The following is a 23,817-nucleotide window of genomic DNA, read 5'->3' on the forward strand; positions in this document are numbered from 1 at the left end:
GATGAAATGAGTACAGCACCCACTGAAGTAGCGACGTCCGAATCCAACGCGTCACCGGCGCGCACCGCTGTGATCTCGCTCTTGTCAGCAATCGTCGTCGCGGCGGTGGCGGCTGCCCTGGGCAGCTTGGAGCTTCCGGCCGCGGCAGTCGCCTCGATCGCAACGGCATCCGGAGCATTGGTCCCGGCGTTGGCGATCAAACGCTCTGACCGTCGACGAGCTCACAAGACTCGGACGAGTGAGCTGCTCGCGGGGCGCTTCACGCGACCTCCGGTCTACGTCCTGATCGTCGCGAGTGGGATGCTGGGCCTCGCCTTTCTGCTCAGTCTGGTGTTTGGCTACACGCTCGCATACATGACGCTGGCGGATGCAGAGTCGTCGGGCCACCTGACAGGAGCCGACTACAACGATCTGGTCGAGCGAGGCTCCGGAGCCGGCACGGCCGCAGGCCTAGTGCTGATTGTCATGCTCGCCGCATCCATGCCGGTCGGCAGGTACGTCGCGCACCGCATTCCTTCCCGTTCCTGGGCGTGGGGACTTGCCGCCGTGCTGGTGAACGAGGCGGTGCTCTACGCGAGTGGGAGCCTGGTCGTGGGAGATTGGTCGCTGCCACCCATCGAATACTTCGTCGTCTACACCTTGCCTGTCACGATCGGTGTCCTCCTGGGGATCTGGCGTGGGGGCAGGACCCGAGCACTGTTCTGGGCGAAACGGCTCTTCAAAGGGCTGTCGGAGACCGACCGTCGAACGGTCCTCAGCCTCATGGACGAATCGGTGTTGAGTGTGTCACCATCCGAGGCGTCCAGACGTCCGCGTGAGATGGCCTGACCCGCGGACTGCGATCAAACGCGCACGCGCCGGTCGATGACGGCAACCTGCCTCTAGCCGTCCAGGGATCCTCATGGAGCGCCCGGTAAGGGGCGGTCGCCGAGCCATTACGGGCACACGAGTAGTCGCGGTCAGTCAGCACACGGGTCAAGGCGGAGGGTGGACGCCGCGGCTTCCGCGGTGACCATGCTGCGGGCTGCGAGATCGCCGTACTTCTTGCGGTAACCGGCGTCGACCGCGGCAGCATCCGTCACACCGGTCGCCGTGACGATCACATCGATCGAGACGTCGCCGACACGGATGCGTGTGGCCGCCGACCTGACTGCCGCGCCGTACCATCCGGTGTCGCGCCGGTGCCATGTGCGGACGAAGACATCGGCTCCAGCGACGACGACCCAGATCGGGATCCAGCGGCTGAGGCCGCCTTCGCGACGCGAAGCCGAGACCTCGATCTCGATCGCGTCGTCGAGCACGCGCAACTGCGCGGGCGTCCACGATGAACCGGAGTCGATGTCAGAGGGCGCTGGATCGGGCATGGATCAGCGCCTCATCTCGCCGAGCGCGGCGAAGCGAATCATGTGCGCCTCGCCGGCATGCAAGGTGTATTCGTGCAGCATCTTGATGAGCGACCATCGCAGCGTCCGGCCATGACCGAGCCCGCGCGCATCGAGCGACGGCGAGGCCGCGATCGCGGCATCCGCTCGCTTCACCTCGGTCAGCCACCCGCTGATGTCATCGCCGACGCTCTCCAGCGAGCCGCCTGCGAAGTCGTCGTCGCCGTAGAAGTCTCGCGCACCCTCACCGCTCAGACCCCACGCGAGATATCCCGCCTCCATCTGCCGCATGTGGCGAACGAGACCCAGAACCGATAACTCCACGGACGGTACCGCCCATCGCAGGGCCTGCTCCGCGGACAGGTCGCGGAGCTTCCGAAGGAACTCATGGCGCTGATACTCGAGCCATGCGACAAGGTCCGCGCGCTCGTCGCCGGTGTCATCTGGCTCGCTCCAGCGCGACACGTCGACATCCGAGAGCACAGGAACGGATGCCTCGTGCTGGGCGCGCTCGACATCGGATGGGTCGTTCGCGGGCCAGTCGCGCTGCAGGCCGATCGCGTCGGTCAGTGCCTCCACCGCGTCGGCGAGTTCGTCCAGCTCAGCCGCGGACAAGGCGGGCAACGCGGCCGCGATGCGCGACACCTGCACGAGCGGCGCTACCCCTTTCGATGAGTTCCAGGTCATGGGCGTCATTCTCGACCTCGCGCGTCACGCTCGCTACACCCGGATGACGTCGTACGCGACAAGGAGGCACATCATCCCAGCTGACCAGCTACCTAGTCCTCCGCCTCCAAGGTTTCAGCCCCGCGATCCGCAGACGGTGCGAACACGATGCTGACCGATTGAAGTCACCACCTGAGCGCCCATAATTGCCCGCAGCGGATCCTGTGCGTGCACCGACGGGCCTTGTGTCGACTGCAAGGTGCGGGCTCGCGCAAGTGAGTCCGTTCGGCCGCTCTAGCGCGTCGTGCCGACGAGGAGTGTGTCGCCCACTAGCTCGGCGTTGCTTTCCGACAACTGGTCCGGGTAGTCCGCGAGCCCTACCCTCAACCCGCTTCCGATCGTCAGAGCTATGGGCGCGCCGCCGCAGCCCGACCAGGGGCCGGCGGTGTCCTCTTCGAGGAGGATGATGCACGTCTCGTTGATTCCTTCGCTCCGGACCACCCAGTAGCGATTGCCTGTTGAATCTTCACCCACATACCTGCTGGTCTCGGCGTCAACCTCGGCCGTGAGGTCTGCGGGCAGCTCATCTACAGCAGTGCGCTGGCGGTCCAAGATCGCGGGTGTGCTGGGTTGCGCGCATCCCGTGAGCGCCGCCCCGAGGACGAGGAGGGCAAGAACGAAGATGGGGGCGCGGCGCTTCATGGCGCGAGCGTAGGGGTGGCCAGGGCCAGCGTGCAAGCAGCGTCGCGGAGAGGGTTCGTGACTGCCCCGATGCCGGTCCTTCTGCGTACCGAAGTTGTGGAGCTCGTACATGCGATCACGCTCGGCGGTGTCTTAGAGATCCTGGTGGAAGCGGGTGGTGGCCTCCGTGTTCGAGGGAAGCCACCACCCGATCATGCCCGGAGTTAGTGCTGGCTGCTGCCTACGTCAGCGCGGCGGTCACCAGGGTGAGGGTGTCGACGGCGTAGTCGCTGATCTGGTCGCTCGGGGCGTCACTGAGGGCCTTCACGAACTGGTCCGTCCGGTGCCGCTGCAGCTCGAGCTGGAGTTCCTCGTTGAGCTGGGCGCTGGAGATGTCGCCCGACTGCGTATAGGTGGTCACGAGTTCGCTGAGCGTGGCGTACGGGTCATTCGCGTGGGCGAGGTACCCCAGGTCGTTCTCGTCCGCGGCTGTTCCCGCGACCGGCTTGAGGTAGGTGACCTCGGGCAGGCTGCCGTCCGCGCGGCGTGCCGCGGTCAGCTGTGTGCTGTCGACGCTGACGAAGTCCTCGTCGGTCAGCCTCAGGCCCTCCCCGATCGTCCACGAGTTGTTCGTCTCATTCTCCGGCGTGGTGTCGTTGTTCGAAGTCGTCAGGCCCTCGTAGGCAAGGTTGCCGTGCAGCACCTCGCGGAATCCGGCGATGTCGTCGGGGCTCGTCGGGCTCACGCGCTCGAGCATGTTGTAGTTCGAGCCGTATCCGGGATCGGTCGCCGTGTTGTTGATCCAGTACGCCGCCTGCCCGGGCTGGTGATTCGCATAGAAATTGTTTCCGCCGTTGTCAACCGCCAGCGACTCGATCACGGTGTGCACGGGAATCGGATCAGGTAGGCCCGTCGTGCGGTACGCGTACCCGCCGACCTTGAAGCCGTTCTTGTCGCCGACGCCGTCGACGTTGCCGTGGTGGCCGAACGCCCAGGCGCCGACGTGCGCGACGCGCCCTGCCGAGGTAATGCTGTCGAAACCGTCGTCGCTGTTATTCCAGGCGCGAGAGTTGATGAACCACACGTTCTTCGCGTGCGCGCCGAAGCCGTCTGTGTTCGACGCTGCGGTCGCAGTCGGGCCGACGTTGTCGTACGCGTCGGAGTCGACCACAGCACCGGTGCCGTCGATCGTGTAGTAGAAGCCGGATGCCTCGTTGCCGTAGGCGGCCATGTTCACGAAATTGGCGCCGCCGGCGATGCGGAACGCCTCCGACTGCTTCTGATTGCCCACCTTCACGCCCGTCACATCGAAGCCCACGAAGTTGACGTCGGTCACAGCGGTCTCGATGTAGAAGGCCGCCACGCGCTGGTCGGTGGGTACGTTGCTGAAGTCGAACACCGGACGCGAATCACCGGGGTAGGCCATGTAGGTGATCCCGCTCTTAGAGATGGGATTCACGTAGTGATAGACACTTTCGTGCGGGTTGTCTGTCTCGGTGATCTCGAACTCGTCGTACACCCCGCCGCGGATATACACGACGTCACCGGTGGATGCCGCCTCCTGCGCCCGAATTAGCGTCCTGAACGGCGCGCCTTTCGAACCCGGGTTGGTGTCACTACCTGTCGGGGACACATAGTACTTGCGGCCGTCCTCGCCGACGCTGCCGCTCAGCACGTCAAGCACCGACCGCATTGATGCCTCGGCCGGCTGCTGGGTGTCCGCGTGGGCGGCGCCGCCTGACAGGAAGAGCCCGATGACGCAGGCACCCGTGATGACTGTTCGAGTTGAGGCTTTCATTGAGGCTTCTCTCTCATTTCTGGTGCTGCCACAGCATCGTGACGAAGTGCGTCGGCAATGAGGCACCCGGTTGGTGGAACGATTCAAGCAAAGGGAAAGCGTTTTCACAACCATCCTGGCGGTGGAATGCGAAGTGACGACGGAGCCGAACGGGGCGGGCTGCGAGAACCGGTCGACCGCCTCACCGGTCACGCTCGAGGTTCCCTAACGACGCTCCCAAGAGGGTCGTTCAGACCGTTTCGACGAGCGGATACCAGTGTCGATCCCGCAGGAGTGAATCAGGCCGGACGAGGTTGATCCAGCTGCCGTCGAGGACCGGTGCGGCATCCATTAGCCAGATCCCGAAGTGGGCACGCGGTGCCGGCCATGGGTAGGTGTCCGGTGGGACGGGGACGATGTTGCGCACAGCTCCCAAGAAGAGAGGCGGTCCGGTCGAGCCGGTGACCGCCTCCGCCAGTGCGGCGATTGCTTTCGCTCCGTCGATGTCCCCCCGACCCGTGGACCGGGTGGGTAGATCAAGTTTCCCGGTGTCGTTGCGTGGCACACAGAAGATCTCGTCTTCGCGGCGGAGCATCAGCCGCACCAGGCTCATCGGCTGAGGAGGCTCCCTTCGTCGCACGATCTCGACGCGGCTCCCAACGGGCAGCCAGGCTGGCGATTCCGACTGGAAGAGAACTCGCTCGGCACCGTCCACGTCGTCAGCATAGGGATTGGCCCGCTCACATACCGTCGTCCACCGCGCGGACACTCAGAAGTCGTCGCCAGAGATAAGGAGCTCTTGACGCACACGAGCGCGCTCCTCGGAGGGCAACCACTCGGCGTTGTAATCACCCCAGTGAATGCCCTCGTCAGTCCACTCGAATCGACCGATCTTGAGTTCGCCCACGGTGGTCCAGCACGGCGGGTAGTCCTCGAACGGCCGCTCGCGATCACCGTTGCTCCAGACGACCGTTAGCCATACCCACCATTGCTTCGTGAACGGGCGTGATGGAGACCAGAAAGTACCGACGGTCGACGCCACGTGGCCTTCGACCTTTCCGTCCCGCGTCAGAACTGCGATGCCATCTCGAAACGGGTCGAGGCTCGCGTCAGGTTCTGGGGCTCGGAGCACGTGGACATGGTATGAGACCTCTACGGGCCGATTGGCGCACGGAGGCTGGTCCTCGCGAGGGCAGCGAACGAGTGCGGTACCACCGACGTGCGCTGAGACGCCCGAAGTGCCGGCTCCAGAGCGGCACCCGAACTCGGACGCATCACGAGGTCGCTCGTATACGGTCCCTCGGAGAGCGCTTGGGCTGGCGCGCATTTGAGTTGAACGTCAGCCTTCGAGGAAGCATTGAACTGCTGCCTCGAAGTCGGGGTGGTCCTGAGGGCGGTGCTCGTTGCCGACGAGTTGCTGGTGGGTGGCGCCGTGGGTGACGAGTACGGCGGCGATCGCTTCGTACTCCGCGTTCCAGCCCCCGGTGATGACGAGCGTGCGTACGCCCTCGATCATGTCCGGCGTCACCGCGTGACCCCAGGGCAGCTCCACGGACGCGAACCGAGCCGCGAGCGCCTCCTCGGCCACCCATTTCTCCTGCTCGGCAGGGCCTCCGAACATCACCGGCCGGACCTCTCGCCAGAAGCCGTAGAGATCCCCGGCGTCAGCGAGAGCCCGCGCGTGGGTGATCACATCGATGTGCTGCTCTACCGCTGGCATCCCCCGCGCGACGTCGTAGAGCGCCGGTTCAAGAAGGACCAGCGCTTCCACGGACACCGCCTTGCGGTCGATTGAAAGTACCGCCGGCACCGCGCCGGCGGAGTGGGCGAAGAGCACGGAGCCTTTAGGTGTGATGCGGCTCAGTTCGGCGATCTTCGCGTCATTGCCATCCATGGTCGCCACGTCGGCGAAAACCGCATTCGCAGCGAGCGCGCTTGGCCAGGCGTCTCGCCCGGAGCGACCAGAGCCGTGAAGGTACACACGCATCGTTTGATCGTATGCAGTCCTGCTCACGAGCACCGCCCACGAACGCCATCCCGTCAAACGCAAGGCGGTCCTTCAGCGAGCCATGTCTCAGCGGTGTTGAGTCGAGCGTCGATTGCTTCTGACGGTGAGGCCGGGCGACGTCGCGGTGTGCGGTCTCGCCACTCCGATGGGGGTACGGAGGGGTTGAGCGATGACTCAGGTCGCGGACGAACTACGCCAGGTGGCCATCCAGGTCGTCGCGAAGTCAACCAGCGCCGGTTGCTCCATGAGACTGGTTCTCGCGTTGCCCACGTGTCCGATGACCGCTCCATCGGATTCCTCGAAGGCCTCACCAAGCTGTTCGAAGTCCTTGTCGCTGGTGACGATATCGCTCCAGCTGACCCAGTGACTTAGGCCGTCGGGACCGAGAACGGAAGAACCGGTCGTAGCGAGCGGTGGTTGCTTCTGGCGATACTCGGCCAGGTGCAGAGAGGTGTTCGAGTCATAGCCGCACCCCAGGAGCATGACCTTGCCGCCGAGCCGGTAGATCGCTCCCAGTGGAGAAGATTCACCGAGGGCATCGTCCAGACGATGTTCTGCAACGATCTCGTTCGCGCGGTACCCGAGAGCCGCGAATGAACACTGCGGATGGTTGCTCCGCACCGCTCCTGGCCAGGTGCGCACCGCTTCAGCGATGACACCCATCCATCGGCTCGGAGTGCGCGCAGGATCGAAACCCGGAGTGCTCTCGCGGATCACTGGCCACCACTCCCGCGGGACAGGAGGGTGGAGCCACGCGGACGGCTCTGTGTTGTCTGAGGTCTGCGTCGGCACGACACAAGTGCCCGTAGGGCCGAGCACGTCGAGGATCGCTTGCACGACCGTCTGGGTGCCGCCGACGACGAAACCAAGGCTGCGCTGAGACCCGTGGAGCAACAGGGTGTCGCCCTCCGACAAGCCCAGAGAGCGGAGATCTTGGGCAATCGACGCCAACGTGTGTGGCTCTGCCTGCTCCATGCCAGCATCCTATGAGCGAGCACCCCGTGGCTCAGGATCCATGACGTTGCCCAGTTACAGGCCGTCCACTGCGGAGGCCGGCGCGCTCCGGATGCGCTCGACCTTCAGCGGCAGCAGCTAAGCCTCAACGGTGTGGAGGCGGATTCGGCGCCATGCCGAACTGACCGTCGCGATCCCTCAGAGGGATTGACAGCTTCGATGCCGTAACAATCTCGAATTCGATGCACCATGCAATCAACAGGGGCCTGTGGTCAGTTCACGTCTCTTGCTCGTCGGGGGCCAGGCCACACCCCTCATGGCTCTGGCAGACGGGACGGCTGAGAGCCCTAACGGGCCGCTGGCTCACCTAACAAGAGTCTCGCGGACAGGAAGTAGTGCTGAGCCGACTCCGGCAGCGCGATGACCGGTCGCTCAGCGATCGAGCTCAGCCCGGCGACGCGGTGCCGCGGCTGTGCAGTCGCCGTGCGCCCGTAAAGCCCGCCCGCGATCATGCCCGGAGGGGGATGGTCATTTGACACGCAGGTGTGCCAACCGACTCCGCCGCGAGGGTCAGCGAAGGGGCTCGATTGCTGGGGCCGCCCACCGGCGACGCGAAGTCCAGAGCAAGCTCTTGCGTACTAGGGCGACGTGTATCAGCGGGTGTCGAGCTCGAAAAGTGTGGGCAAAGTGTGGGCAGAACGCTCATTTTGCCGGGAGCTAGCGGTCGAGAAAGTGGCCTTGAACAGGCATTTATCCGCAGTATTCGTGGACGCGACGGCGGGAGTCGAACCCGCAACGCTGCCGGGTATGAACCGGAGCCCGGGACCGCCCGGATCGCCGCGATGACACCACCGTAGACCTCCTCGGCCTGACGTGCGCGGGGGTGACCGAGCGTGTCGGGCCGTGACGAGATGTGACGACGGACGCCGCATCGCGAGAAAACTTCGCGCCACCTGCATCCGAAACCCTCCTCCTGCAGGAACAACTCTTCAACACGCGGCGACCGGCCGCTCGAAGAAGGAGGAACACTGTGCGAAAGAAGGTTCTCGCGGGAATCGCCGCCGGCATTGTCGCCGCACTCAGTGTGGGCATCCCCGCAAACGCGGCCACGAACAGCAACGCCGTGCTCTCGGTACTGCACGGCATACCCGACACGCCTGTCGACGTCTACGTCAACGGCGCACTCACGCTCGACGACTTCCAGCCGGGTGACCTGGCTGGGCCGCTGGATCTGCCCGCGGGCGCCTACGAGGTCGCGCTGACGGCGACCGACGCCACCGATGCCAGTTCGCCCGTGCTCGGACCGGTGACGCTCACGCTCGAGTCCGGCAAGAACTACACGGCCGTCGCGCACCTCAACGAATCCGGCTCGCCGACGGTGACTCCGTTCGTCAACGACACGTCGCCCACGGCGGCGGGGGAGGGACGCCTCACTGTTCGGCACGTTGCGGCTGCACCTGCGGTGGACGTGCTCGCGGGCGGAACGGCCGTGATCGAAGGGCTCGCCAACCCCGATGAGGCATCCCTGAATCTGCCCGCCGGAACGATCGAGGCCTCCGTGGCGGCGGCCGGAACGACCGATCCCGTACTCGGACCGGCGCCCGTCGACGTGCAGGAGGGCGTGCTCACCATCGCCTACGCATGGGGCAGCCTCGAGGACGAGAACCTCGCGCTCGCCGTGCAGACCGTCACGGGCCTGCATTCGGCGCCTGACGGCGTGAACTCGGGGACAGGTGGCCAGCTCGCGCAGCGCGACATGTTCCAGCAGTCGATGTGGGCGATCGGCGGTCTCGTCGTCGCGGCGGCGGTCGCGGCATCCGCTCTCGTCCTCGTACGCAGCCGGGCACAGCGCTGAAGTCCCGAGACATGAGCAGGGCGGTCGCAGGAGTCGGAGCATCTCTTGCGATCGCCCTTGCGCTGACGGCGTGCGGCTCACCCCCAGGGGCCGCCCCGTCAGCGCCGGCACCATCTGCGACGGCGACGGCGACGGCACGTCCGACGCCCGCCGTCGAGGTGCCGATCGCGGCGGCCACCCCCGCTCCGGCACGGCTGCCAGTGCCGCCGGTCAGGGTGGTCGCCGCCTCCATCGACGTCGACGTACCGGTGGTTCCGGTCGGCGTGGAGGCCGGGGGCTTCATGGAGCTGCCGGCCGACCCGGCGATCGGCGGGTGGTACCGCTTCGGATCCGACCCGGCGGCATCCGACGGCAATGTCGTGATCTCGGCCCACGTCGACTCGCCGCAGTACCCGATCGGCCCGTTCAGCCGGCTGCGGGACCTCCCCGTGGGGGAGATCGTGGAGGTGGCGGATGCCGCAGGCGATGTGCGCAGGTACCAGGTGCAGAGCGTCACGTACTACCCGAAGGCGGACCTGCCGGTCGACCAGCTGTTCGCCCGATCGGGCAGCCGAACCCTCGTGCTGATCACGTGCGGCGGGCAGTTCGACTCCCGCACCGGGCGGTACGCCGATAACGTGGTCGCAATCGCGACCCCGATCACGTGAGCCGGCGATGGCGCCGGACGACCAGAGGGGAACCATCGTGGACGACGAGGAAGAGCGCGAGCTGTGCGGCCGTTTCGCCGCCGGTGACGAGCGCGCCCTCGAGCAGATCTACCGACGATGGTCGCCGATCGTGTTCACCCTCTCCCTGCGGGTGCTCGGCGACAGAGGGGATGCGGAGGACGTGACCCAGAAGACGTTCGTCTCGGCGTGGACCTCGCGGGCGTCGTACGACCCGGCCAAGGGTCGGCTGTCGACGTGGCTGATCACGATCACCCGCCGCCGCATCGCCGACACCCTTGAGGCGCGCCGGCGCGTGCGCGAGCTGCAGGAGAAGCTGCAGCGGTTCGCCGTGACCGACGAGTCGATCTCGTCCGACATCGACCTCGGAGACCGGCTGCTGCTCGCCGACGAGATCGACCACCTCGAGCCCGACGCGCAGCGCGTGGTGCGGCTCGCGTTCTACGACGACCTCACCCACCAGCAGATCGCGACGCGCCTGGACATGCCGCTGGGTACCGTGAAGAGTCACATCCGCCGAAGTCTCACCCGCTTGCGTGACCGATTGGAGGTGTCCCATGCCGCACCTTGACCCCGAGCGTTTCGCGCTGGTCGCCGTCGGAGAAGCGGTGACGGATGCCGAGCAGGAACACCTCGCGACGTGCGACGCCTGCGCCATCGAGCTCGCAGGTCTCGAGCACACCGTGGCAGTCGGCCGGTCCACCGTGAGTCTGGGTGAGCTCGAGACGCCGCCCGAGCGCGTCTGGGATCGCATCCTCGATGACGTCCGGTCGCAGTCCGCGGCGGCATCCGACGCGAGCACCGCGCCCAGCGCCGCCGCGCCCGCTCCCGCCGCCGAGGCCGCTCCCGCCGTCGCTCCCGCGGTGGCTCCGGTGCCGGTCGAGAACGAGCAGCCGGAGAGGCCCCGGACGCGACGAGGCGGACGGATGCTTTTCACCCTGGCGGCGAGCATCGCCGCCGTCCTGGCGATCGTCGGCGTATGGAACCTCGTCAGAGCGCCGCAGTCGGTCGAGATCGCGTCGGCGACGCTCGCCGCCTTCCCCGATCACCCCGGTGCCACCGGTACGGCGCAGGTGACGGAGCTCTCCGACGGAGAGCGCACGCTGACCGTGAGCCTCGACGACTCCGATGACGGCGACGGGTTCCGGGAGGTCTGGCTCATCACCGAGGACGCCTCAGCACTGGTGAGTCTCGGCGAGCTCGACGGGAGGAAGGGCACCTTCGTCGTCCCCGCTGACGTCGACCTGCGCGACTACGTGCTCGTCGACGTCTCGCAGGAGCCGCTCGACGGCGATCCCACCCACTCCGGCGACTCGATCGTGCGCGGGCAGCTCGACTTCAGCTGACCGGCGGCGCTCCGTGCCCGGGCGCTCTGTCCCGGGCGCTCTGTCCCCGGCGCTCTGTGCCCGGGCGCGGTCATGTCTGAAACCAAGTCGTCGCCCCTGCATCCGTTTCGGCTGCTTCGAGCGAATACCTCTACGGCACCCTCCGTTCGGACGGTGCCGGGAATCGCATCGAAGGAGATCGGAACCATGAAGAAGTCTCGCCTGGCCGTCGCGGCAGTCGCCGCGCTGGCTCTCGTATTCACGTCCACGCCCGCCCAGGCTTACGGCGGCGCCGCCCCCGCGGGCACGATCGTGGATGTCGCCGTCGCCGCATCGGGCGGCGGGACACCCGACGGCAACCCGTGGGACTACGACATCCTCGTGCAGGCGGTGGTGGCCACCGGGCTCAACGGAGCGCTGGCGGATGCGGGCCAGACCTACACCGTGTTCGCGCCGAACGACCGCGCGTTCCTGCGGCTCGTGACCGACCTCACGGGAACGGCGCCGGCGAGCGAGGCCGAGGCGTTGTCGACCATCACCTCGACCTTCACCACCGAGCAGATCTCGAACATCCTGCTGTACCACGTGGTCGCGGGAGAGAAGCTCGGCCCGGTGAAGGTCATCACGGCCGGCTCCCTCACGATGGCCAACGGCGGCGTCGTCGAGCCGCGCGGCATCAAGCTGCGCGACGAGACTCCGGCGTTGAGCGACCCGCGGCTCGTGCCGTGGGCGATCAACATCCCGGCGACGAACGGCGTGATCCACACGATCGACCGCGTCCTCGTTCCCGCGTCCTAGCGACCGACGGTCTCAGAGGTGCAGAACCTCACCCCATAGATGACGGATGCCGCAGCCGGCGCGGCGGCTGCGGCATCCGTCAGTGTCCTTCGTGTGTGACCACAGGAAGGACGGTGCCGTCGGCGTCGAGGAGTGCAGCCCCCTGGCACACCCCGAGTGCGGGCACCACGACGACCGTCACGACGGCGGCTGCGGCCCCCAGGGTCCACAGGCTCGTCCGCCGCGACGGACGCCGCGTTCCCCGCACGACACCGCAGGCGACGGCCACCCCCAGGAGGATGACCGTCATGATCGCGAAGACCCCGGCTCGCCCCGGCGCCGTGGCGAGGAGTGCCACGGCGACGGCGACCGAGGCCGCCGCGCCGGCCGCTGCCGCACGCGGCAACGGTGTTCGGCCGAGGGCGAGGCTCGCCGCACCCCATGCCAGGGCCGCGACGCCCTGGACCACGGCGAGCACGCCGAGAGTTCGCGACAGCCCGTCGGCCTGGACCCCCACCACGCCCGCGGCGCCGAGGGCGATGCCGACGAGGCCGAGGCCCCACGCGACGACCGGCACCCACGACGGGGCGCGGCTGACGCGCTCCGTCGTGGATGCCGTCGCCATCGTGGTCACGCCGTCGCGACCCGCGGCGTCCGCTCGGCCGCCAGCCCGACGCCCAGCAGCACGATGGCGCTGGCGAGGTGCAGGAAGTGGTCGGGCGCGTTCAGCGCGAGGATGTTCGCCGGCGTGCCGACGAGGAAGAACCCGATGACGCCCAGCAGCAGGTACGCGGCGCCGACCGTGATGTTCACGATCTTCGCGGGGCGCGCCCCGACGATGCCGGCGATCAGCAGCGCGGCTCCGATCAGCAGGTGCGCGATGTTGTGCAGCGGGTTGACCTCGAAGATGCCCAGGAGCAGTCCGCCCTCGGTGGCGATGAAGCTGACGCCTCCCGTGAAGGCGAAGCCGAGAAGGCCGACGAGGAGGTAGACGGCGCCGAAGACCGTGGCGACGATGCGGTTCGGTGACGATCCCATGAGAGACCTCTCTTTCTCAGCGCGGCGACCTGCCGGCTGTGAGAGTTCTTCGGTGTGGGTGGGAAATCGGATGGGATGCCGCTGTCCCGGCGATCGCTGCAGAGCGGACTCTAGCCGATAGGCGACCGCCGCATCGCCGGTTTGCAACGGCGTGGTCGGGCGGGGTGAACTTGACCAGTGCCCACGACCGACGACCTCGCCGACGAGCTGGCGATCGCCGTGGGCGGAGCCGACATCTTCGCCGTCTATCAGCCGCAGGTGTCGTTGGAGAGCGGGTCGATCGTGGCCGCGGAGGCACTATGCCGCTGGCGGCATCCACGGCTCGGCGACATCGATCCGTCGACGATGATCGGTGTCGCCGAGCGCAGCGGCCTGATCCATGCGCTCGGCCGGAGGATGCTCGACGAGTGCCTCGACGCGCTCGCCGGGTGGCGCGAGACGGGCCGCGAGTGGGCGGTCGCCGTCAACGTCTCGCCGCTGCAGTTCGAGGACGAGTCCTTCGCCCTTCATGTCGCCGCCGAGTTCGATCAACGCGCGTTCCCGGCTGGCTCGCTCGTTCTCGAGCTGACGCAGGACGTGGAGCCGGTCGATGAGCGCGTGCTGCCGCAACTGCATATGCTCCGCGAGATCGGTGTGGAGATCTCCCTGGCGGGATACGGCGACGACTCGTCCTCGCTGGAGGGACTTCGGACTGTGCCGCTCAGCGAAGTGAAGCTCCCGGGTGACCTGGTGCGGGCGGCGGCGGGACCCGCGCTGGCCCCGCTGCGCGACAGGGTCGAGATCGCACACGCGCACGGGCTGCGAGTCGTCGCCGAAGGGATCGAGACTCTCACCCATCTCGACATCGCGGTGCAGCTGGGCTGCGATCGTGCGCAGGGCTTTCTCATCCGGCATCCGGATCCGGAGATCGTGTTCCCGTAGACCGTCGCGAGCTCGAGCCCGACGAGTGCAGCAACCGGAATCGGATGGGATGCCGCGGGCCGGCGCTGCTCTCGGCTCGGGCGCTTCGTCTCGCTGCGGCTCGCTCAAAGACCGGGATGCTGCATCCATGAGCGCTTCTCCACCGGAATACATCTTCGAGGCCAGCGCCGGCCTCGAGGGGAACTGGAGGAGGAATCGCCATGCGCGCACCGACAGAGGCATTCGCCTACCGCTACGCCGATTACGGCGACGCCGACGTTCTCCAGCGCCATCAATACCCACTGCCTGCTCCCGGACCGGGCGAGGTGCTGGTCGAGGTGATCTCGACGGCGATCAACCACATGGACGCCTTCCTGCGCAACGGCGAAGAGGACACCTGGCGCGACGACCCGTGGCCGCGGTCGTCCGGCAGCGACTTCGCGGGGATCGTCCGCCGATGCGGCGCGGGCGTGACCACGCTGCGGATCGGCGCGAACGTCGTCGGGCACACCAGGACCGGCGCCCACGCGAGTCACATCGTCCTGCCGGCCGCCCAGCTCGTGGCCAAGCACCGGGCCATCGAGTGGGAGGTGGCCGGCGGTCTCTTCCTCGCCGGAGCCACCGCGTTGGAGACCCTCGACGACCTTCGGATCGGCGCCTCCGACACGGTGGTCATCTCCGCCGCAGCGGGCGGCGTGGGCAGCATCGAGGCGCAGGTCGCGAAACACCGCGGCGCCCGTGTGATCGGCACGTGCGGCGAGCGAAACTTCGACTACCTGCGGCAGTTGCGTATCACGCCCGTGAACTACGGCGAGGGGATGGCGGAGCGGATCCAGCGGGTCGCGGGTGGACCGATCACCGCGTACATCGACAACTACGGCAAGGACGGACGCGAGGTCGCGGAAGCCCTCGAGGTTGCTCCCGAGCGCTATCGCTCCAGCGCAGACCGGCGGGAGGTCGAACTGCGGCTGCTGCGAGACGACGCCGAGTCCGTCTCGCATGCGACGCAGGTGCTGCAACGCGTGGTGGACCTGGCCGGCGCAGGAGCGTTCCGCCTTCTCGTCTCGGGTCTGTACCCCATCGAGGACATCGTGGATGCCTTCGAAGACCTGGCCAAGCTGCACGCGCGCGGGAAGATCGTCCTGGCCACCCATCCGGTCACGCGTACGCGCACGCTGCGCGCCCGGGAGGTGTTCGAACGGATGCCGTGACGCAGGCGTTACGGCCTCGGCACGAGGTTGTCCAGTCCCTCCTTCATGTCCTACAGCCCTGGCAGGCTGGGCGCATGCGAGAAGGAGATGCGATGAAGCAGCGCACGCTGGCGGGACGACAGGTTTCGGCGATCGGCCTCGGTGCGATGCCGTTGTCGATGAACAACGACAAGGTGTATCCGTCGTTCGAGGATGCGGTGGCCACGGTCCACGCCGCGCTCGATGCCGGCGTCACACTCGTCGACACCGCCGACATCTACGCCCCGGACGGTGAGGAGATGGGGCACAACGAGCGCATCGTCGCCGAGGCGCTGCGCACCTGGGACGGCGACGCCTCGAGCATCTTCGTCGCGACGAAGGGCGGGATCACGCTCGGCGAAGACGGCGCCAAGGGGCGTGACGGGTCGGAGGCGTATCTGCGCTCTGCGGTCGAGAGATCGCTCGAGATCCTCGGCGTCGACCAGATCGAGCTCTACCAGTACCATCGTCCCGACCGCTCGCGCGTGTACGGCGACATCATCGCAGGTCTGAAGGCGTTGCAGGATGACGGCCTCGTCCGCGCCGTCGGAATCTCGAACGCGAGCGTCGAAGAGATCCAGATCGCGATGGACGTGCTCGGGGAGGGCAACCTCGCCAGCGTGCAGAACGAGTTCTCGCCGAAGCACCCGGGAAGCATCGGCGAGCTGCGCTTCTGCGGAGAGAACGGCATCGCGTTCCTGCCGTGGAGTCCGCTCGGCGGCACCGGTGGGGGAGCGCGACGGGTCGGCGATCGGTTCTCGGCGTTCCGCGAGGTGGGCGAGGCGCACGGCGTCAGCCCGCAGCAGGCGGTGCTCGCGTGGGAACTGGCGCTGGGCTCGCACGTCATTCCGATTCCGGGTGCGCGGCGCGCGGCATCCATCATCGACTCGGCTCAGGCGGCGAACGTCGAGCTCAGCGCGGACGAGGTCACCCGGCTGTCGGAGTCGGTGGGGATCTTCGACGACTGAGTCGGCGACGGCTCGTCACCGGGAGTCGAAGCGGGCGATCGGCCTGTTCACGCTTGCGTCGAAGGAGGGCGGCGGCGCAGCGGGCGCGAGGGGCGGGGTGGAGGAGGCGTCTGCTCGGAGCGTTCCGACTCGCTCCCTCCTGGCTCGCTCGACGGCCCGGGAGCTGGGGCGTTGCGTCTCGCTCGCTCCTCGCTCCGCGACCGAGGTGGTCGAGGTGGTCGAGGCGTTTCCTCCCGCTCGCGGGTGCCCGTCTCAGAACCGACTGCGGATGCCGGGTCAGGGGTCGGGGGAGAAGCCAGCTGCGACGGAACGGTCGCGGCCGGCTGCTTCTTGATCAGCTCCGCCACGGCGATCGGGACGCTTCCGACCGCTGCGGTCACCAGCGCGGTGATCGCGACCGTCTGCGCTGATTCGACACCCAGCGCGTAGGCGAGGACGGACGGGACGATGGCAGTGAGAACCGCGGCCATGGCCAGGGCGAGGAACCTGTTGAACTGGGTGAACAGCCAGAAGCCGAACAGTACGGCCAGCGACATTCCGAGGGGGATCAGCGCCGTACCGAGCAGCATCCAGCCGCTCCACAGGGCGAGGCGTTCCGGTGGCCACTCCGAGAACGCGAGACCACCCAACCACTGCAGGATCAGGAGCGGGACGCAGACCAGAGCACCGCCCAGCGCGAGAAAGAAGACCAGCTGCACGACCAGGGTCCGGACGCTCGAGATGTAGAGCGGGCGTATCTCGACCGTTGGCAGGAAGACCGCTCCCGCGTGGCGCTTCAGCGCAGCGTACGCATCCGTCCCACGCATCTCTTCAGTCGCCTCGTCCATCCGTGCGCGGGCCTCATCGGAGATCAACAGCTCTTCGCTCTGTGTGATGAACTGCTCGTCAGGGTCGAGCACCGTGACGTGACGGAGCATCACGGTCATCTGCGCGAAGGACAGCCCCGACACCATCAAGCCGCCGACCAGCGTTGCCTGCAGGAGGATCAACGGGTCGCCGCGGACGAGTGCATCGGACAGGAGCAGGAACGACAACGAGAAGTACAGCAGCACCGGCACCACCAGCATGTCGCTGAGGGTGCGCCTCTTGAGGCTGATGATGCCGACCAGTCCGGACTTCATGGCTGTGGCGAATGTCGTCTCGCCTACCGACGCGCTGCGAATCTGCTCCCACGCGCCGGCCCACCCCTCGTCGCCGTACTTGGCGACATACTGTCGCTTCAGGGCATCGTGAAACATGATCTCGTCGGTGGTGCCGATGGAGCGCATCAGCGCTTCCCCCTCGGCGTCGAACGTGAACTTCAGTCCGCCGATGCACCGCAACAGGAACTTGAACTGCGATAGCGGCATGAGCTCGAGATCCCTGAAGGCCGGCCGACCGCTCAGCCTCTGCAGAACGCTCGGCCGCCGTAGCACGGGCAGCGAGACCGCGCGCAGGACCTCGATCAGCACGACGGTCGCGACCACGATGATCGCTTCGAGCCAGAAGGGCTTGCCGACACGCCAGGCCGTCGTCACAGCGATGCTCAAGCCGAACTCGCTGGCGAAGATCCAGAAGACGCGGGGCCACGGGGCGAGGAACAGCAGATAGACGATGCCCGCGGCATACGTTGTGACGTTGAGAGCCGTCCAAGGATCGTTCAGCCGGATATCCGGGGGAGTCGCTGACGTCACAGCATCCCCCTCCGTGCCGCGCGTTCCGGCGGTCCACGACTCGGGCAGACACCGCCGAATAGGCGAATGATATGGCGCAATCCGACGGGTTACCAGGGGTGCGCGTGGGAACGCGGCGTGCCGCTACGAGTCGGAACGCGAGACGTCGGCGAGCCACGCGCGCAGGTGCTCGACGACGAACGCGTGGTCGTCGGCCTGCGGAAGGCCTGAGACGCCGACCGACCCGACGACCCCGACGCCCTCGATCGTGATCGGGAACACGCCGCCGTGCGCCGCGTACAGGGTCGTGTCGAGGCGCGCATCGGTGTCGAAGCTCTTGCCCGCGGCCGCGAAAGCCAGACCGACGCCGAACGACGACCGGCCGTATCGCCGGGCGACACGCGTCTTGCGCTCCAGCCACCCGTCGTTGTCGGCGCTCGAGCCGGGCAGCGCGGTATGGAACACCCGCGCCTCGCCGAGCGTGATGCCGATCACGATCGGCAGCCCCGCCGCAGCGGCCGCGTCGCGCATGCGCGAACCGAGGGTCCAGGCATCCGTCAGATCGAAGCGAGGGAGTACCACCTCGGCCTCCTCTGCTTCCACACGGGCGAGCTGGGCGGCGATGTCGTCGGTCATGGGACGAAGGTAGCGCGAGCACTCGCGGCACGGGCGCGGGCCGGCGTTCGCGCTCAGGTCCGACGAGCTGGGCGCCATCGCGCAGGGACAGGTGCTGCAGGTTCCTGCGCGCGCTGCGTCGCGCGACGCAGCGTTCGCAGGGCAGTGCAGCGCTCGAACGGAACACCCAGCATGCGGTGGTCGAGCGGAGGGTCTCGGGCGATCGCGCATGGCGGCTCGCGCCGCGATTCCTCCCCAGGTCGGGGTTTCGTCGGCAGATTCGAAGTTATCCACAGAAATGCCGCTGATCGGGTATTTTAGTGTGGTTCCGATGTCGGAACCCCTCGTCAGAATGGGGGTATGAACTTCCCACTCGCCGACCTGAGGAGCGTCGCCGATCTGCTCGGCGACACCCTCGGCCCGGCGGTCGGTGGCGCGGCGCAACGAGCCATGTCGCACCGCGAGCTGGTCGATGCGTTGGCTGTCGTCGAACGCCTGGGGCGGATCACGGATGCCGCGCGCCTCGCGCTCGCCGGCGAGGTGGGGCGTCGCGCCGAATCGGAGTTCGGAGACGATGCCATCACGGCGCAGTTCGGGTGCTGGTCGGCCCAGGAACTCGTGGAGCGGACGACGCTGGTCTCGAGCTCGACGGCGCGGGCACGGCTGCGGGATGCGAAGGCGATCACCGGCCGGGTGACGCTGACCGGGCAGACGCGGCCGGCACCCCTCGAGCATGCGCGTGCGGCGCTCGCGGCGGGGCGGCTCAGCGCCGATGCGCTGACCACGATCGTCGACGCACTGCGGCCACTGCAGGGGCGGTGCTCGGTCGACGAGCTCGAGGCTGCCGAGTTCGAGCTCGTGGGGGCGGCCGTGGGCGATGCCGAGGCGCCGGCGTGCGGCATCCACGAATTGAAGGTCATGGCGACCACGTGGGCGTTGTTCCTCGACCCGGATGGCGCGCTCCCCGATGAGGAGTACTCGGAGCGGATGCGGGGGATTCGCGTCAGCCGACGGTCGCGTCGCGGACTGCGCCGGATCTACGGCGACGTCACGGAAGACGTCGCGGCGCAGTTCGACCGGCTCGTGGACGCGCACCTCAACCCGCGCGTGCAGGACCGTGGGCCGCGGTTCGTGGATGCTGAGGCTGAAGGCGCGCCGGACGACTGCGTGCCGGATCCGCGCACCATCGACCAGAAGCGCCACGATGCGTTCGCGTCCATCCTGTCCGCAGCAGCCGGAGCGGCCGAGACTCCCACGCTGGGCGGTGCCGCACCGACTCTGATCATCACGACGACCGAGGAAGACCTGGCCACGCCGAACGGTGTCGCGTTCGCCGAGAGCGCAGCCGGTCCGGTGCCGGTTCCGGCGTCGTTCGCCCGGCACGTCGGCTGCCACGGAACAATCCACCGCGTGACTCTTGCGGCGAACGGCGCGATCAAGGCGCTCCGTGTCGAAGACCGCGTGTTCAACCACAGGCAGCGCAAGGCGATCGGCGCCCGCGACAGTGGCTGCGTCATCCCGGGCTGCACCGTATCCGCGGCGTGGTGCGAGGTGCACCATGTCGTCGACTGGGCGAAGGGCGGTCCGACCTCGGTCGACAACGGCGTGCTGCTGTGCTGGCACCACCACCGCGGCATCGAGACCAGCGGGTGGGAGATCCGCATGATCGACGGCATGCCGCAAGTGCGACCACCGGGCTGGGTCGACCCGCAACGACGATGGCGAGAGCCCAACCGGCTCCTGCTCAACGAATTGAGACGCGCGAGGTCCGCGTAGACCGTCAGCCGAGGGCGTCTGGCCGGCCGTCGGTCGTTGAGCGGAGGGCGCTCGCTCGCTCAACGACCGAGGGGGTCTGGCCTGCCGCCGGTCGTTGAGCGGAGGGCGCTCTGGCGCCCGAAGACGAAACGCCTTGACTTCTACCGAACGCAGAGGCGTTTCGTCTCGCTCGCTGGCGCTCGCCCGCTCAACGACCGAGGTCGTCTGGCCCGCCGCCGGTCGTTGAGCGGAGGGCGCTCTGGCGCCCGAAGACGAAACGCCGTGACTTCTGCGCAACGCCACCTGTGTTGCGACTCGGTCGCTGGCGCTCCCTTGCTCAACCACCTGCGAACTCAGGCGGGCAGCTGCCGCTCGCGCTCCTTCACGCGCTGCGGTGGGACCGGGGGTGCCGGCGCGTCCAGGGCGCGCAGCATCCGCTCGAGGGTCTCGCGCAGCTCATCCCGCGCCGGCGAGGCGAGGTCGGTCGTGTACTCGACGCCGGCCGGGATCCACGAGAGCCCGTACATGGTCTCGCGGAAGTCGCCGCCCCCGACCGGCCACCGCGTGCGCTCGTCGTCCTCGGCCGTCGCGCCCTGGCCCCACTGCCCGAAGTAGTCGCGCATCGCCTCGAGCGGCAGCTGCATCACCGCGTCGGCTTCCACCGCTTGGCGCACCCAGGACCGCGCCACGAAGATGAACTCCTCGATCTGCTCGGGCGTGAGCGGCTTCGGCTCGAACAGCACGCGCGTATGCTCGACGCCGGCCAGCCGGTCGACGCGGAACGTGCGCCAATCCGCCTTCTCGAGGTCCCAGCAGAGCAGGTACCAGTGTCGGTCGGCCGGTGCGAGGGCGTGCGGCTCGACGCGACGGTGCGTGACCTCGCCGGATGCCGCCGTATAGGTGAAGCGCACGCGCTCATGGTCCCGGGTGGCGAGGGCGAGCTCGCCGAGCACCTCGCCCGAGACCGCCGCGCCGGCATTGAGGCCCGCCGGCTGCACGGCCTCGGCCAGCGCGGTGACCCGGCGGCGCAGGGGAGCGGGCAGCACCTGCTCGAGCTTCGCGAGGGCGGTGATGGTCGTCTCGGGGCCGCTGACGAGCCGCTGGGATGCCGCCACCCGCAGTCCGATCGCCATGGCCACGGCCTCTTCGTCGGTGAGCAGCAGCGGCGGCACCGCGCTGCCGGCTTCGAGGCGGTAGCCCCCGGCGGCGCCCGGCGACGACTCGATGCGATAGCCGAGGTCGCGCAGCCGTTCGACGTCGCGCCGCACGGTGCGCTCCGTCACGCCCAGGCGATCCGCCAGTTCTGATCCCGGCCAGTGCCGGTGCGTCTGCAGCAGGTTCAGCAGCGAGAGGGCTCGCGTCGTCGTATCGGACATGACTCAAGATTGCCCTACATCGCGGACCGGAACTGTCCGCATTGGTTCCTAGCCTGTGGTCATGGCGAACGAATCGATCATCCACGCGCAGGGGCTCACCAAGCGCTTCACTGTGAAAGGCAAGACCGTCGAGGCCGTCACCGACCTCACGTTCGAGGTGGCGCGCGGCGAGCTCGTCGCGTTCCTCGGACCCAACGGCGCCGGCAAGTCGACGAGCCTGCGCATGCTCACGACCCTCATTCCCCCGACCGCGGGCACGGCGAAGGTCGTCGGCTTCGACATCCTGAAGCAGCCCGCCGACGTCCGCGCGCGCATCGGGTATGTCGGCCAGCTCACGAGTGGCAGCTTCTCGCAGCGCGCTCGCGACGAGCTGCTGAGCCAGGGCGCGTTCTACGGCATGTCGAAGGCCGCGGCGCGCACGCGGGCCGACGAGCTCATCGAGTCGCTGGACCTCGCCGGCTTCGCGACGCGGTCGGTGCAGCAGCTGTCGGGCGGGCAGAAGCGCCGGCTCGACATCGCGCTCGGACTGATGCACGCGCCGCCGCTCCTCTTCCTCGACGAGCCGTCGACGGGACTCGACCCGCAGAGCCGCGCCAACCTGTGGCAGCACATCATCGATCTGCGCGCACAGCACGGCACGACGGTCTTCCTCACCACGCACTACCTCGAAGAGGCCGACCGCTACGCCGAACGCGTCATGGTCATGGACCGTGGCCGCGTGATCGCCGACGACACGGCGACGCGGCTCAAGGCCGAGCTCGCGGGGGACGTGCTCACGTTCGGCTTCGCGACGCCGGCGGATGCCGCAGCCGCCGTCGCCGTCGTGCAGGGACTGACCGACCGCGAGGTGCGCCGGACCGCGGGCGAGGCAGCCGCCGACGACGCCGCGCAGACGTTCGTGACCGTCACGGCGCCCGAGGGTGATGCGCTGCTGCCCGCGGCGGTGCGGGCGCTGGATGCTGCGGGTCTCGGGGTCCGCACCGCGACCGGCGTTCCGCCGACGCTCGACGACGTCTTCCTCGCGCTCACCGGCCGCACGCTGCGGGAGGCGGGCGAAGGCGAGGGCGAGGGTGAGGGCGAGCCCGACGCCGCCGCAGCCGCGGAGAAGAGCGCCGACGACGCGGACGCGGCATCCCGAACCACCGAACCGGCGACCGAGAAGACAGGAGCGAACCGATGACCGCCCAGACGCAGACCCGGCCCGACACCGCGGTGCGGGCGAACCCGGCGCGCGACACGTGGAACGTGCTCACGCGCGAACTGAAGCCCGTCGTGCGCGACCCGTTCACGCTGATCTTCAGCCTGGTGCAGCCGCTCGTGTTCCTCGGGCTCTTCGCGCCGCTCCTCGTCGGCTCGTCCGGCCAGCCCGTGGGGGAGACCCTGCAGTGGTTCGTGCCCGGCGTGCTCGTGATGATCGTGCTGTTCGGCACCGGAGCGACCGGCTCGAACCTGCAGTACGAGATGATGACGGGCTCGCACGAGCGCACCCTGGTCGCCCCTCTCGCGCGCTCGTCGCTGCTGGTCGGTCGCGCGCTGAAGGAGATCGCGCCGATCGTCGTGCAGGCGCTCATCATCGTGCTCATCGCATGGCCGTTCGGCTTCACGATCAACGTGCCGGGACTGGTGATCGGGCTCGCCCTGCTCGCGGTGTTCGGCATCGGACTCGGGGCGCTGTCGTACACGCTGGCGCTGAAGACCAAGGACCGCGAGTGGCTGTTCTGGGGCGTGCAGCAGACCCTGATCTTCCCGCTGCTGATCCTGTCGGGCATGCTGCTGCCGCTCGACGAGGCTCCTGCGTGGATGCGCGCGGTCGCCACCGTGAATCCGATCAACTGGGTCGTGCAGGCCGAACGGGCGCTGTTCGCCGGCGACCTCGGCGACATCACCGTCCTGTGGGGCTGGGTCGCGGCGGTCGTGCTGGCGGTGGTCGGCCTCGCCGTCGGCATCCGGGCGATGCGCAAGAGCAGCTAGGACGGCGGGGACGGATGCCTCGGATCGACGTGTGCTGTCGGTCCGGGGCGTTTCGTTTCTGCGTTTCGACTCGCAAGCTCGCTCAACGACCGGGTCGGGCGTGCGGTCGTTGAGCGAAGGGCGCTCTGGCGCCCGAGGACGAAACGCCTCGGATGGACGTGTGCTGTTGGTCCGGGGCGTTTCGACTCGCGAGCTCGCTCAACGACCGGGTGAGGCCTGCGGT

The 23,817-nt window shown here is 68.0% G+C and carries 25 protein-coding genes and 1 tRNA gene; 12 read left to right on the top strand and 14 right to left on the bottom strand.

Features of this window, described 5'->3' with window-relative positions; all coding sequences use genetic code 11:
- Nucleotides 1–6: 6 nt before the first annotated feature.
- Nucleotides 7–828 carry a hypothetical protein gene (locus ACI3KX_RS02125; protein ID WP_404907438.1) on the top strand — a complete coding sequence of 274 codons (822 nt, stop codon included), beginning with the start codon at nucleotides 7–9 and terminating at the stop codon, nucleotides 826–828.
- 131 nt (nucleotides 829–959) lie between these two features.
- On the opposite strand, the gene ACI3KX_RS02130 is transcribed toward ACI3KX_RS02125, so the two are convergent.
- From ACI3KX_RS02130 to ACI3KX_RS02170, 9 genes are all read right to left on the bottom strand, one after another.
- On the bottom strand, nucleotides 960–1,364 hold the full coding sequence (locus tag ACI3KX_RS02130) for a DUF2255 family protein (RefSeq protein ID WP_404907439.1): 405 nt from the start codon (nucleotides 1,362–1,364) through the stop codon (nucleotides 960–962).
- A gap of 3 nt (nucleotides 1,365–1,367) precedes the next feature.
- On the bottom strand, nucleotides 1,368–2,069 hold the full coding sequence (locus ACI3KX_RS02135) for a DUF664 domain-containing protein (RefSeq protein ID WP_404907441.1): 702 nt from the start codon (nucleotides 2,067–2,069) through the stop codon (nucleotides 1,368–1,370).
- 273 nt (nucleotides 2,070–2,342) lie between these two features.
- Nucleotides 2,343–2,750, bottom strand: a complete 408-nt coding sequence (locus ACI3KX_RS02140; RefSeq protein WP_404907443.1) for a hypothetical protein — start codon at nucleotides 2,748–2,750, stop codon at nucleotides 2,343–2,345.
- Nucleotides 2,751–2,970: 220 nt separating this feature from the next.
- The gene (locus ACI3KX_RS02145; RefSeq protein ID WP_404907445.1) at nucleotides 2,971–4,527 is read right to left on the bottom strand and encodes a right-handed parallel beta-helix repeat-containing protein; all 1,557 of its coding nucleotides are present in this window, start codon (nucleotides 4,525–4,527) and stop codon (nucleotides 2,971–2,973) included.
- Between the two features lie 229 nt (nucleotides 4,528–4,756).
- Complete coding sequence (locus tag ACI3KX_RS02150; protein WP_404907447.1) at nucleotides 4,757–5,221, bottom strand: NUDIX hydrolase; 465 nt, start codon at nucleotides 5,219–5,221, stop codon at nucleotides 4,757–4,759.
- Nucleotides 5,222–5,275: 54 nt separating this feature from the next.
- Nucleotides 5,276–5,638 carry a hypothetical protein gene (locus ACI3KX_RS02155; protein ID WP_404907448.1) on the bottom strand — a complete coding sequence of 121 codons (363 nt, stop codon included), beginning with the start codon at nucleotides 5,636–5,638 and terminating at the stop codon, nucleotides 5,276–5,278.
- A gap of 207 nt (nucleotides 5,639–5,845) precedes the next feature.
- Complete coding sequence (locus ACI3KX_RS02160; RefSeq protein WP_404907450.1) at nucleotides 5,846–6,520, bottom strand: alpha/beta fold hydrolase; 675 nt, start codon at nucleotides 6,518–6,520, stop codon at nucleotides 5,846–5,848.
- Between the two features lie 168 nt (nucleotides 6,521–6,688).
- Entirely contained in the window at nucleotides 6,689–7,489 is an 801-nt protein-coding gene (locus ACI3KX_RS02165) for an aminoglycoside N(3)-acetyltransferase (RefSeq protein WP_404907451.1), read from the bottom strand.
- Between the two features lie 745 nt (nucleotides 7,490–8,234).
- A tRNA-Met gene (locus ACI3KX_RS02170) sits at nucleotides 8,235–8,310 on the bottom strand.
- Nucleotides 8,311–8,498: 188 nt separating this feature from the next.
- On the opposite strand from ACI3KX_RS02170, the gene ACI3KX_RS02175 reads away from it, so the two are divergent.
- From ACI3KX_RS02175 to ACI3KX_RS02195, 5 genes are all read left to right on the top strand, one after another.
- Entirely contained in the window at nucleotides 8,499–9,323 is an 825-nt protein-coding gene (locus ACI3KX_RS02175) for a DUF4397 domain-containing protein (protein ID WP_404907453.1), read from the top strand.
- Nucleotides 9,324–9,334: 11 nt separating this feature from the next.
- Nucleotides 9,335–9,970 carry a class F sortase gene (locus tag ACI3KX_RS02180; RefSeq protein ID WP_404907454.1) on the top strand — a complete coding sequence of 212 codons (636 nt, stop codon included), beginning with the start codon at nucleotides 9,335–9,337 and terminating at the stop codon, nucleotides 9,968–9,970.
- 37 nt (nucleotides 9,971–10,007) lie between these two features.
- The gene (locus tag ACI3KX_RS02185) at nucleotides 10,008–10,559 is read left to right on the top strand and encodes an RNA polymerase sigma factor (RefSeq protein WP_404907456.1); all 552 of its coding nucleotides are present in this window, start codon (nucleotides 10,008–10,010) and stop codon (nucleotides 10,557–10,559) included.
- Nucleotides 10,546–11,334, top strand: coding sequence for an anti-sigma factor (locus ACI3KX_RS02190; RefSeq protein WP_404907457.1), 789 nt, complete (start codon nucleotides 10,546–10,548; stop codon nucleotides 11,332–11,334). The genes ACI3KX_RS02185 and ACI3KX_RS02190 overlap by 14 nt, the downstream gene beginning before the upstream one ends.
- A gap of 186 nt (nucleotides 11,335–11,520) precedes the next feature.
- Complete coding sequence (locus ACI3KX_RS02195) at nucleotides 11,521–12,111, top strand: fasciclin domain-containing protein (protein WP_363358090.1); 591 nt, start codon at nucleotides 11,521–11,523, stop codon at nucleotides 12,109–12,111.
- Nucleotides 12,112–12,190: 79 nt separating this feature from the next.
- On the opposite strand, the gene ACI3KX_RS02200 is transcribed toward ACI3KX_RS02195, so the two are convergent.
- Nucleotides 12,191–12,724, bottom strand: a complete 534-nt coding sequence (locus tag ACI3KX_RS02200; protein ID WP_404907459.1) for a hypothetical protein — start codon at nucleotides 12,722–12,724, stop codon at nucleotides 12,191–12,193.
- Nucleotides 12,721–13,128 carry a DUF4383 domain-containing protein gene (locus tag ACI3KX_RS02205; RefSeq protein ID WP_404907461.1) on the bottom strand — a complete coding sequence of 136 codons (408 nt, stop codon included), beginning with the start codon at nucleotides 13,126–13,128 and terminating at the stop codon, nucleotides 12,721–12,723. The genes ACI3KX_RS02200 and ACI3KX_RS02205 overlap by 4 nt, the downstream gene beginning before the upstream one ends.
- A gap of 177 nt (nucleotides 13,129–13,305) precedes the next feature.
- Here ACI3KX_RS02205 and ACI3KX_RS02210 point away from each other — a divergent pair, with 177 nt between their 5' ends.
- From ACI3KX_RS02210 to ACI3KX_RS02220, 3 genes are all read left to right on the top strand, one after another.
- On the top strand, nucleotides 13,306–14,049 hold the full coding sequence (locus tag ACI3KX_RS02210) for an EAL domain-containing protein (RefSeq protein WP_404907462.1): 744 nt from the start codon (nucleotides 13,306–13,308) through the stop codon (nucleotides 14,047–14,049).
- Between the two features lie 200 nt (nucleotides 14,050–14,249).
- Nucleotides 14,250–15,239 (top strand): NADP-dependent oxidoreductase, encoded by a 990-nt coding sequence (locus tag ACI3KX_RS02215; RefSeq protein ID WP_404907463.1) that lies wholly within the window; start codon nucleotides 14,250–14,252, stop codon nucleotides 15,237–15,239.
- A 92-nt stretch (nucleotides 15,240–15,331) separates the two neighbouring features.
- The gene (locus tag ACI3KX_RS02220) at nucleotides 15,332–16,225 is read left to right on the top strand and encodes an aldo/keto reductase (protein WP_404907465.1); all 894 of its coding nucleotides are present in this window, start codon (nucleotides 15,332–15,334) and stop codon (nucleotides 16,223–16,225) included.
- Between the two features lie 47 nt (nucleotides 16,226–16,272).
- Here the strand turns inward: ACI3KX_RS02220 and ACI3KX_RS02225 are convergent, their stop codons facing one another.
- Complete coding sequence (locus ACI3KX_RS02225) at nucleotides 16,273–17,898, bottom strand: hypothetical protein (RefSeq protein WP_404907467.1); 1,626 nt, start codon at nucleotides 17,896–17,898, stop codon at nucleotides 16,273–16,275.
- Between the two features lie 123 nt (nucleotides 17,899–18,021).
- On the bottom strand, nucleotides 18,022–18,513 hold the full coding sequence (locus tag ACI3KX_RS02230; protein ID WP_404907469.1) for a heme-degrading domain-containing protein: 492 nt from the start codon (nucleotides 18,511–18,513) through the stop codon (nucleotides 18,022–18,024).
- 339 nt (nucleotides 18,514–18,852) lie between these two features.
- Here ACI3KX_RS02230 and ACI3KX_RS02235 point away from each other — a divergent pair, with 339 nt between their 5' ends.
- Nucleotides 18,853–20,268, top strand: coding sequence for a DUF222 domain-containing protein (locus ACI3KX_RS02235; protein ID WP_404907471.1), 1,416 nt, complete (start codon nucleotides 18,853–18,855; stop codon nucleotides 20,266–20,268).
- Nucleotides 20,269–20,600: 332 nt separating this feature from the next.
- Here ACI3KX_RS02235 and ACI3KX_RS02240 read toward each other — a convergent pair whose 3' ends face one another.
- The gene (locus ACI3KX_RS02240; protein ID WP_363358073.1) at nucleotides 20,601–21,623 is read right to left on the bottom strand and encodes a YafY family protein; all 1,023 of its coding nucleotides are present in this window, start codon (nucleotides 21,621–21,623) and stop codon (nucleotides 20,601–20,603) included.
- A 61-nt stretch (nucleotides 21,624–21,684) separates the two neighbouring features.
- Here ACI3KX_RS02240 and ACI3KX_RS02245 point away from each other — a divergent pair, with 61 nt between their 5' ends.
- Nucleotides 21,685–22,803: an ATP-binding cassette domain-containing protein gene (locus ACI3KX_RS02245; RefSeq protein ID WP_404907473.1), complete on the top strand. Its 1,119-nt coding sequence runs from the start codon at nucleotides 21,685–21,687 to the stop codon at nucleotides 22,801–22,803.
- Nucleotides 22,800–23,594, top strand: coding sequence for an ABC transporter permease (locus ACI3KX_RS02250; RefSeq protein WP_363358071.1), 795 nt, complete (start codon nucleotides 22,800–22,802; stop codon nucleotides 23,592–23,594). Before ACI3KX_RS02245 ends, ACI3KX_RS02250 begins: the two co-directional genes overlap by 4 nt.
- The last annotated feature ends 223 nt before the right edge of the window (nucleotides 23,595–23,817 follow it).

This window comes from Microbacterium sp. ZW CA_36, from assembly GCF_044987475.1.
GTDB lineage: Bacteria > Actinomycetota > Actinomycetes > Actinomycetales > Microbacteriaceae > Microbacterium.

Excerpts from the sequence above, each read along its gene's own strand:
- ACI3KX_RS02125 (WP_404907438.1), top strand. The coding sequence starts at position 7 with ATGAGTACAGCACCCACTGAAGTAGCGACGTCCGAATCCAACGCGTCA.
- ACI3KX_RS02130 (WP_404907439.1), bottom strand. The coding sequence starts at position 1,364 with ATGCCCGATCCAGCGCCCTCTGACATCGACTCCGGTTCATCGTGGACG.
- ACI3KX_RS02135 (WP_404907441.1), bottom strand. The coding sequence starts at position 2,069 with ATGACCTGGAACTCATCGAAAGGGGTAGCGCCGCTCGTGCAGGTGTCG.
- ACI3KX_RS02140 (WP_404907443.1), bottom strand. The coding sequence starts at position 2,750 with ATGAAGCGCCGCGCCCCCATCTTCGTTCTTGCCCTCCTCGTCCTCGGG.
- ACI3KX_RS02145 (WP_404907445.1), bottom strand. The coding sequence starts at position 4,527 with ATGAAAGCCTCAACTCGAACAGTCATCACGGGTGCCTGCGTCATCGGG.
- ACI3KX_RS02165 (WP_404907451.1), bottom strand. The coding sequence starts at position 7,489 with ATGGAGCAGGCAGAGCCACACACGTTGGCGTCGATTGCCCAAGATCTC.
- ACI3KX_RS02180 (WP_404907454.1), top strand. The coding sequence starts at position 9,335 with ATGAGCAGGGCGGTCGCAGGAGTCGGAGCATCTCTTGCGATCGCCCTT.
- ACI3KX_RS02190 (WP_404907457.1), top strand. The coding sequence starts at position 10,546 with ATGCCGCACCTTGACCCCGAGCGTTTCGCGCTGGTCGCCGTCGGAGAA.
- ACI3KX_RS02195 (WP_363358090.1), top strand. The coding sequence starts at position 11,521 with ATGAAGAAGTCTCGCCTGGCCGTCGCGGCAGTCGCCGCGCTGGCTCTC.
- ACI3KX_RS02205 (WP_404907461.1), bottom strand. The coding sequence starts at position 13,128 with ATGGGATCGTCACCGAACCGCATCGTCGCCACGGTCTTCGGCGCCGTC.
- ACI3KX_RS02215 (WP_404907463.1), top strand. The coding sequence starts at position 14,250 with ATGCGCGCACCGACAGAGGCATTCGCCTACCGCTACGCCGATTACGGC.
- ACI3KX_RS02220 (WP_404907465.1), top strand. The coding sequence starts at position 15,332 with ATGAAGCAGCGCACGCTGGCGGGACGACAGGTTTCGGCGATCGGCCTC.
- ACI3KX_RS02230 (WP_404907469.1), bottom strand. The coding sequence starts at position 18,513 with ATGACCGACGACATCGCCGCCCAGCTCGCCCGTGTGGAAGCAGAGGAG.
- ACI3KX_RS02235 (WP_404907471.1), top strand. The coding sequence starts at position 18,853 with ATGAACTTCCCACTCGCCGACCTGAGGAGCGTCGCCGATCTGCTCGGC.
- ACI3KX_RS02240 (WP_363358073.1), bottom strand. The coding sequence starts at position 21,623 with ATGTCCGATACGACGACGCGAGCCCTCTCGCTGCTGAACCTGCTGCAG.
- ACI3KX_RS02245 (WP_404907473.1), top strand. The coding sequence starts at position 21,685 with ATGGCGAACGAATCGATCATCCACGCGCAGGGGCTCACCAAGCGCTTC.
- ACI3KX_RS02250 (WP_363358071.1), top strand. The coding sequence starts at position 22,800 with ATGACCGCCCAGACGCAGACCCGGCCCGACACCGCGGTGCGGGCGAAC.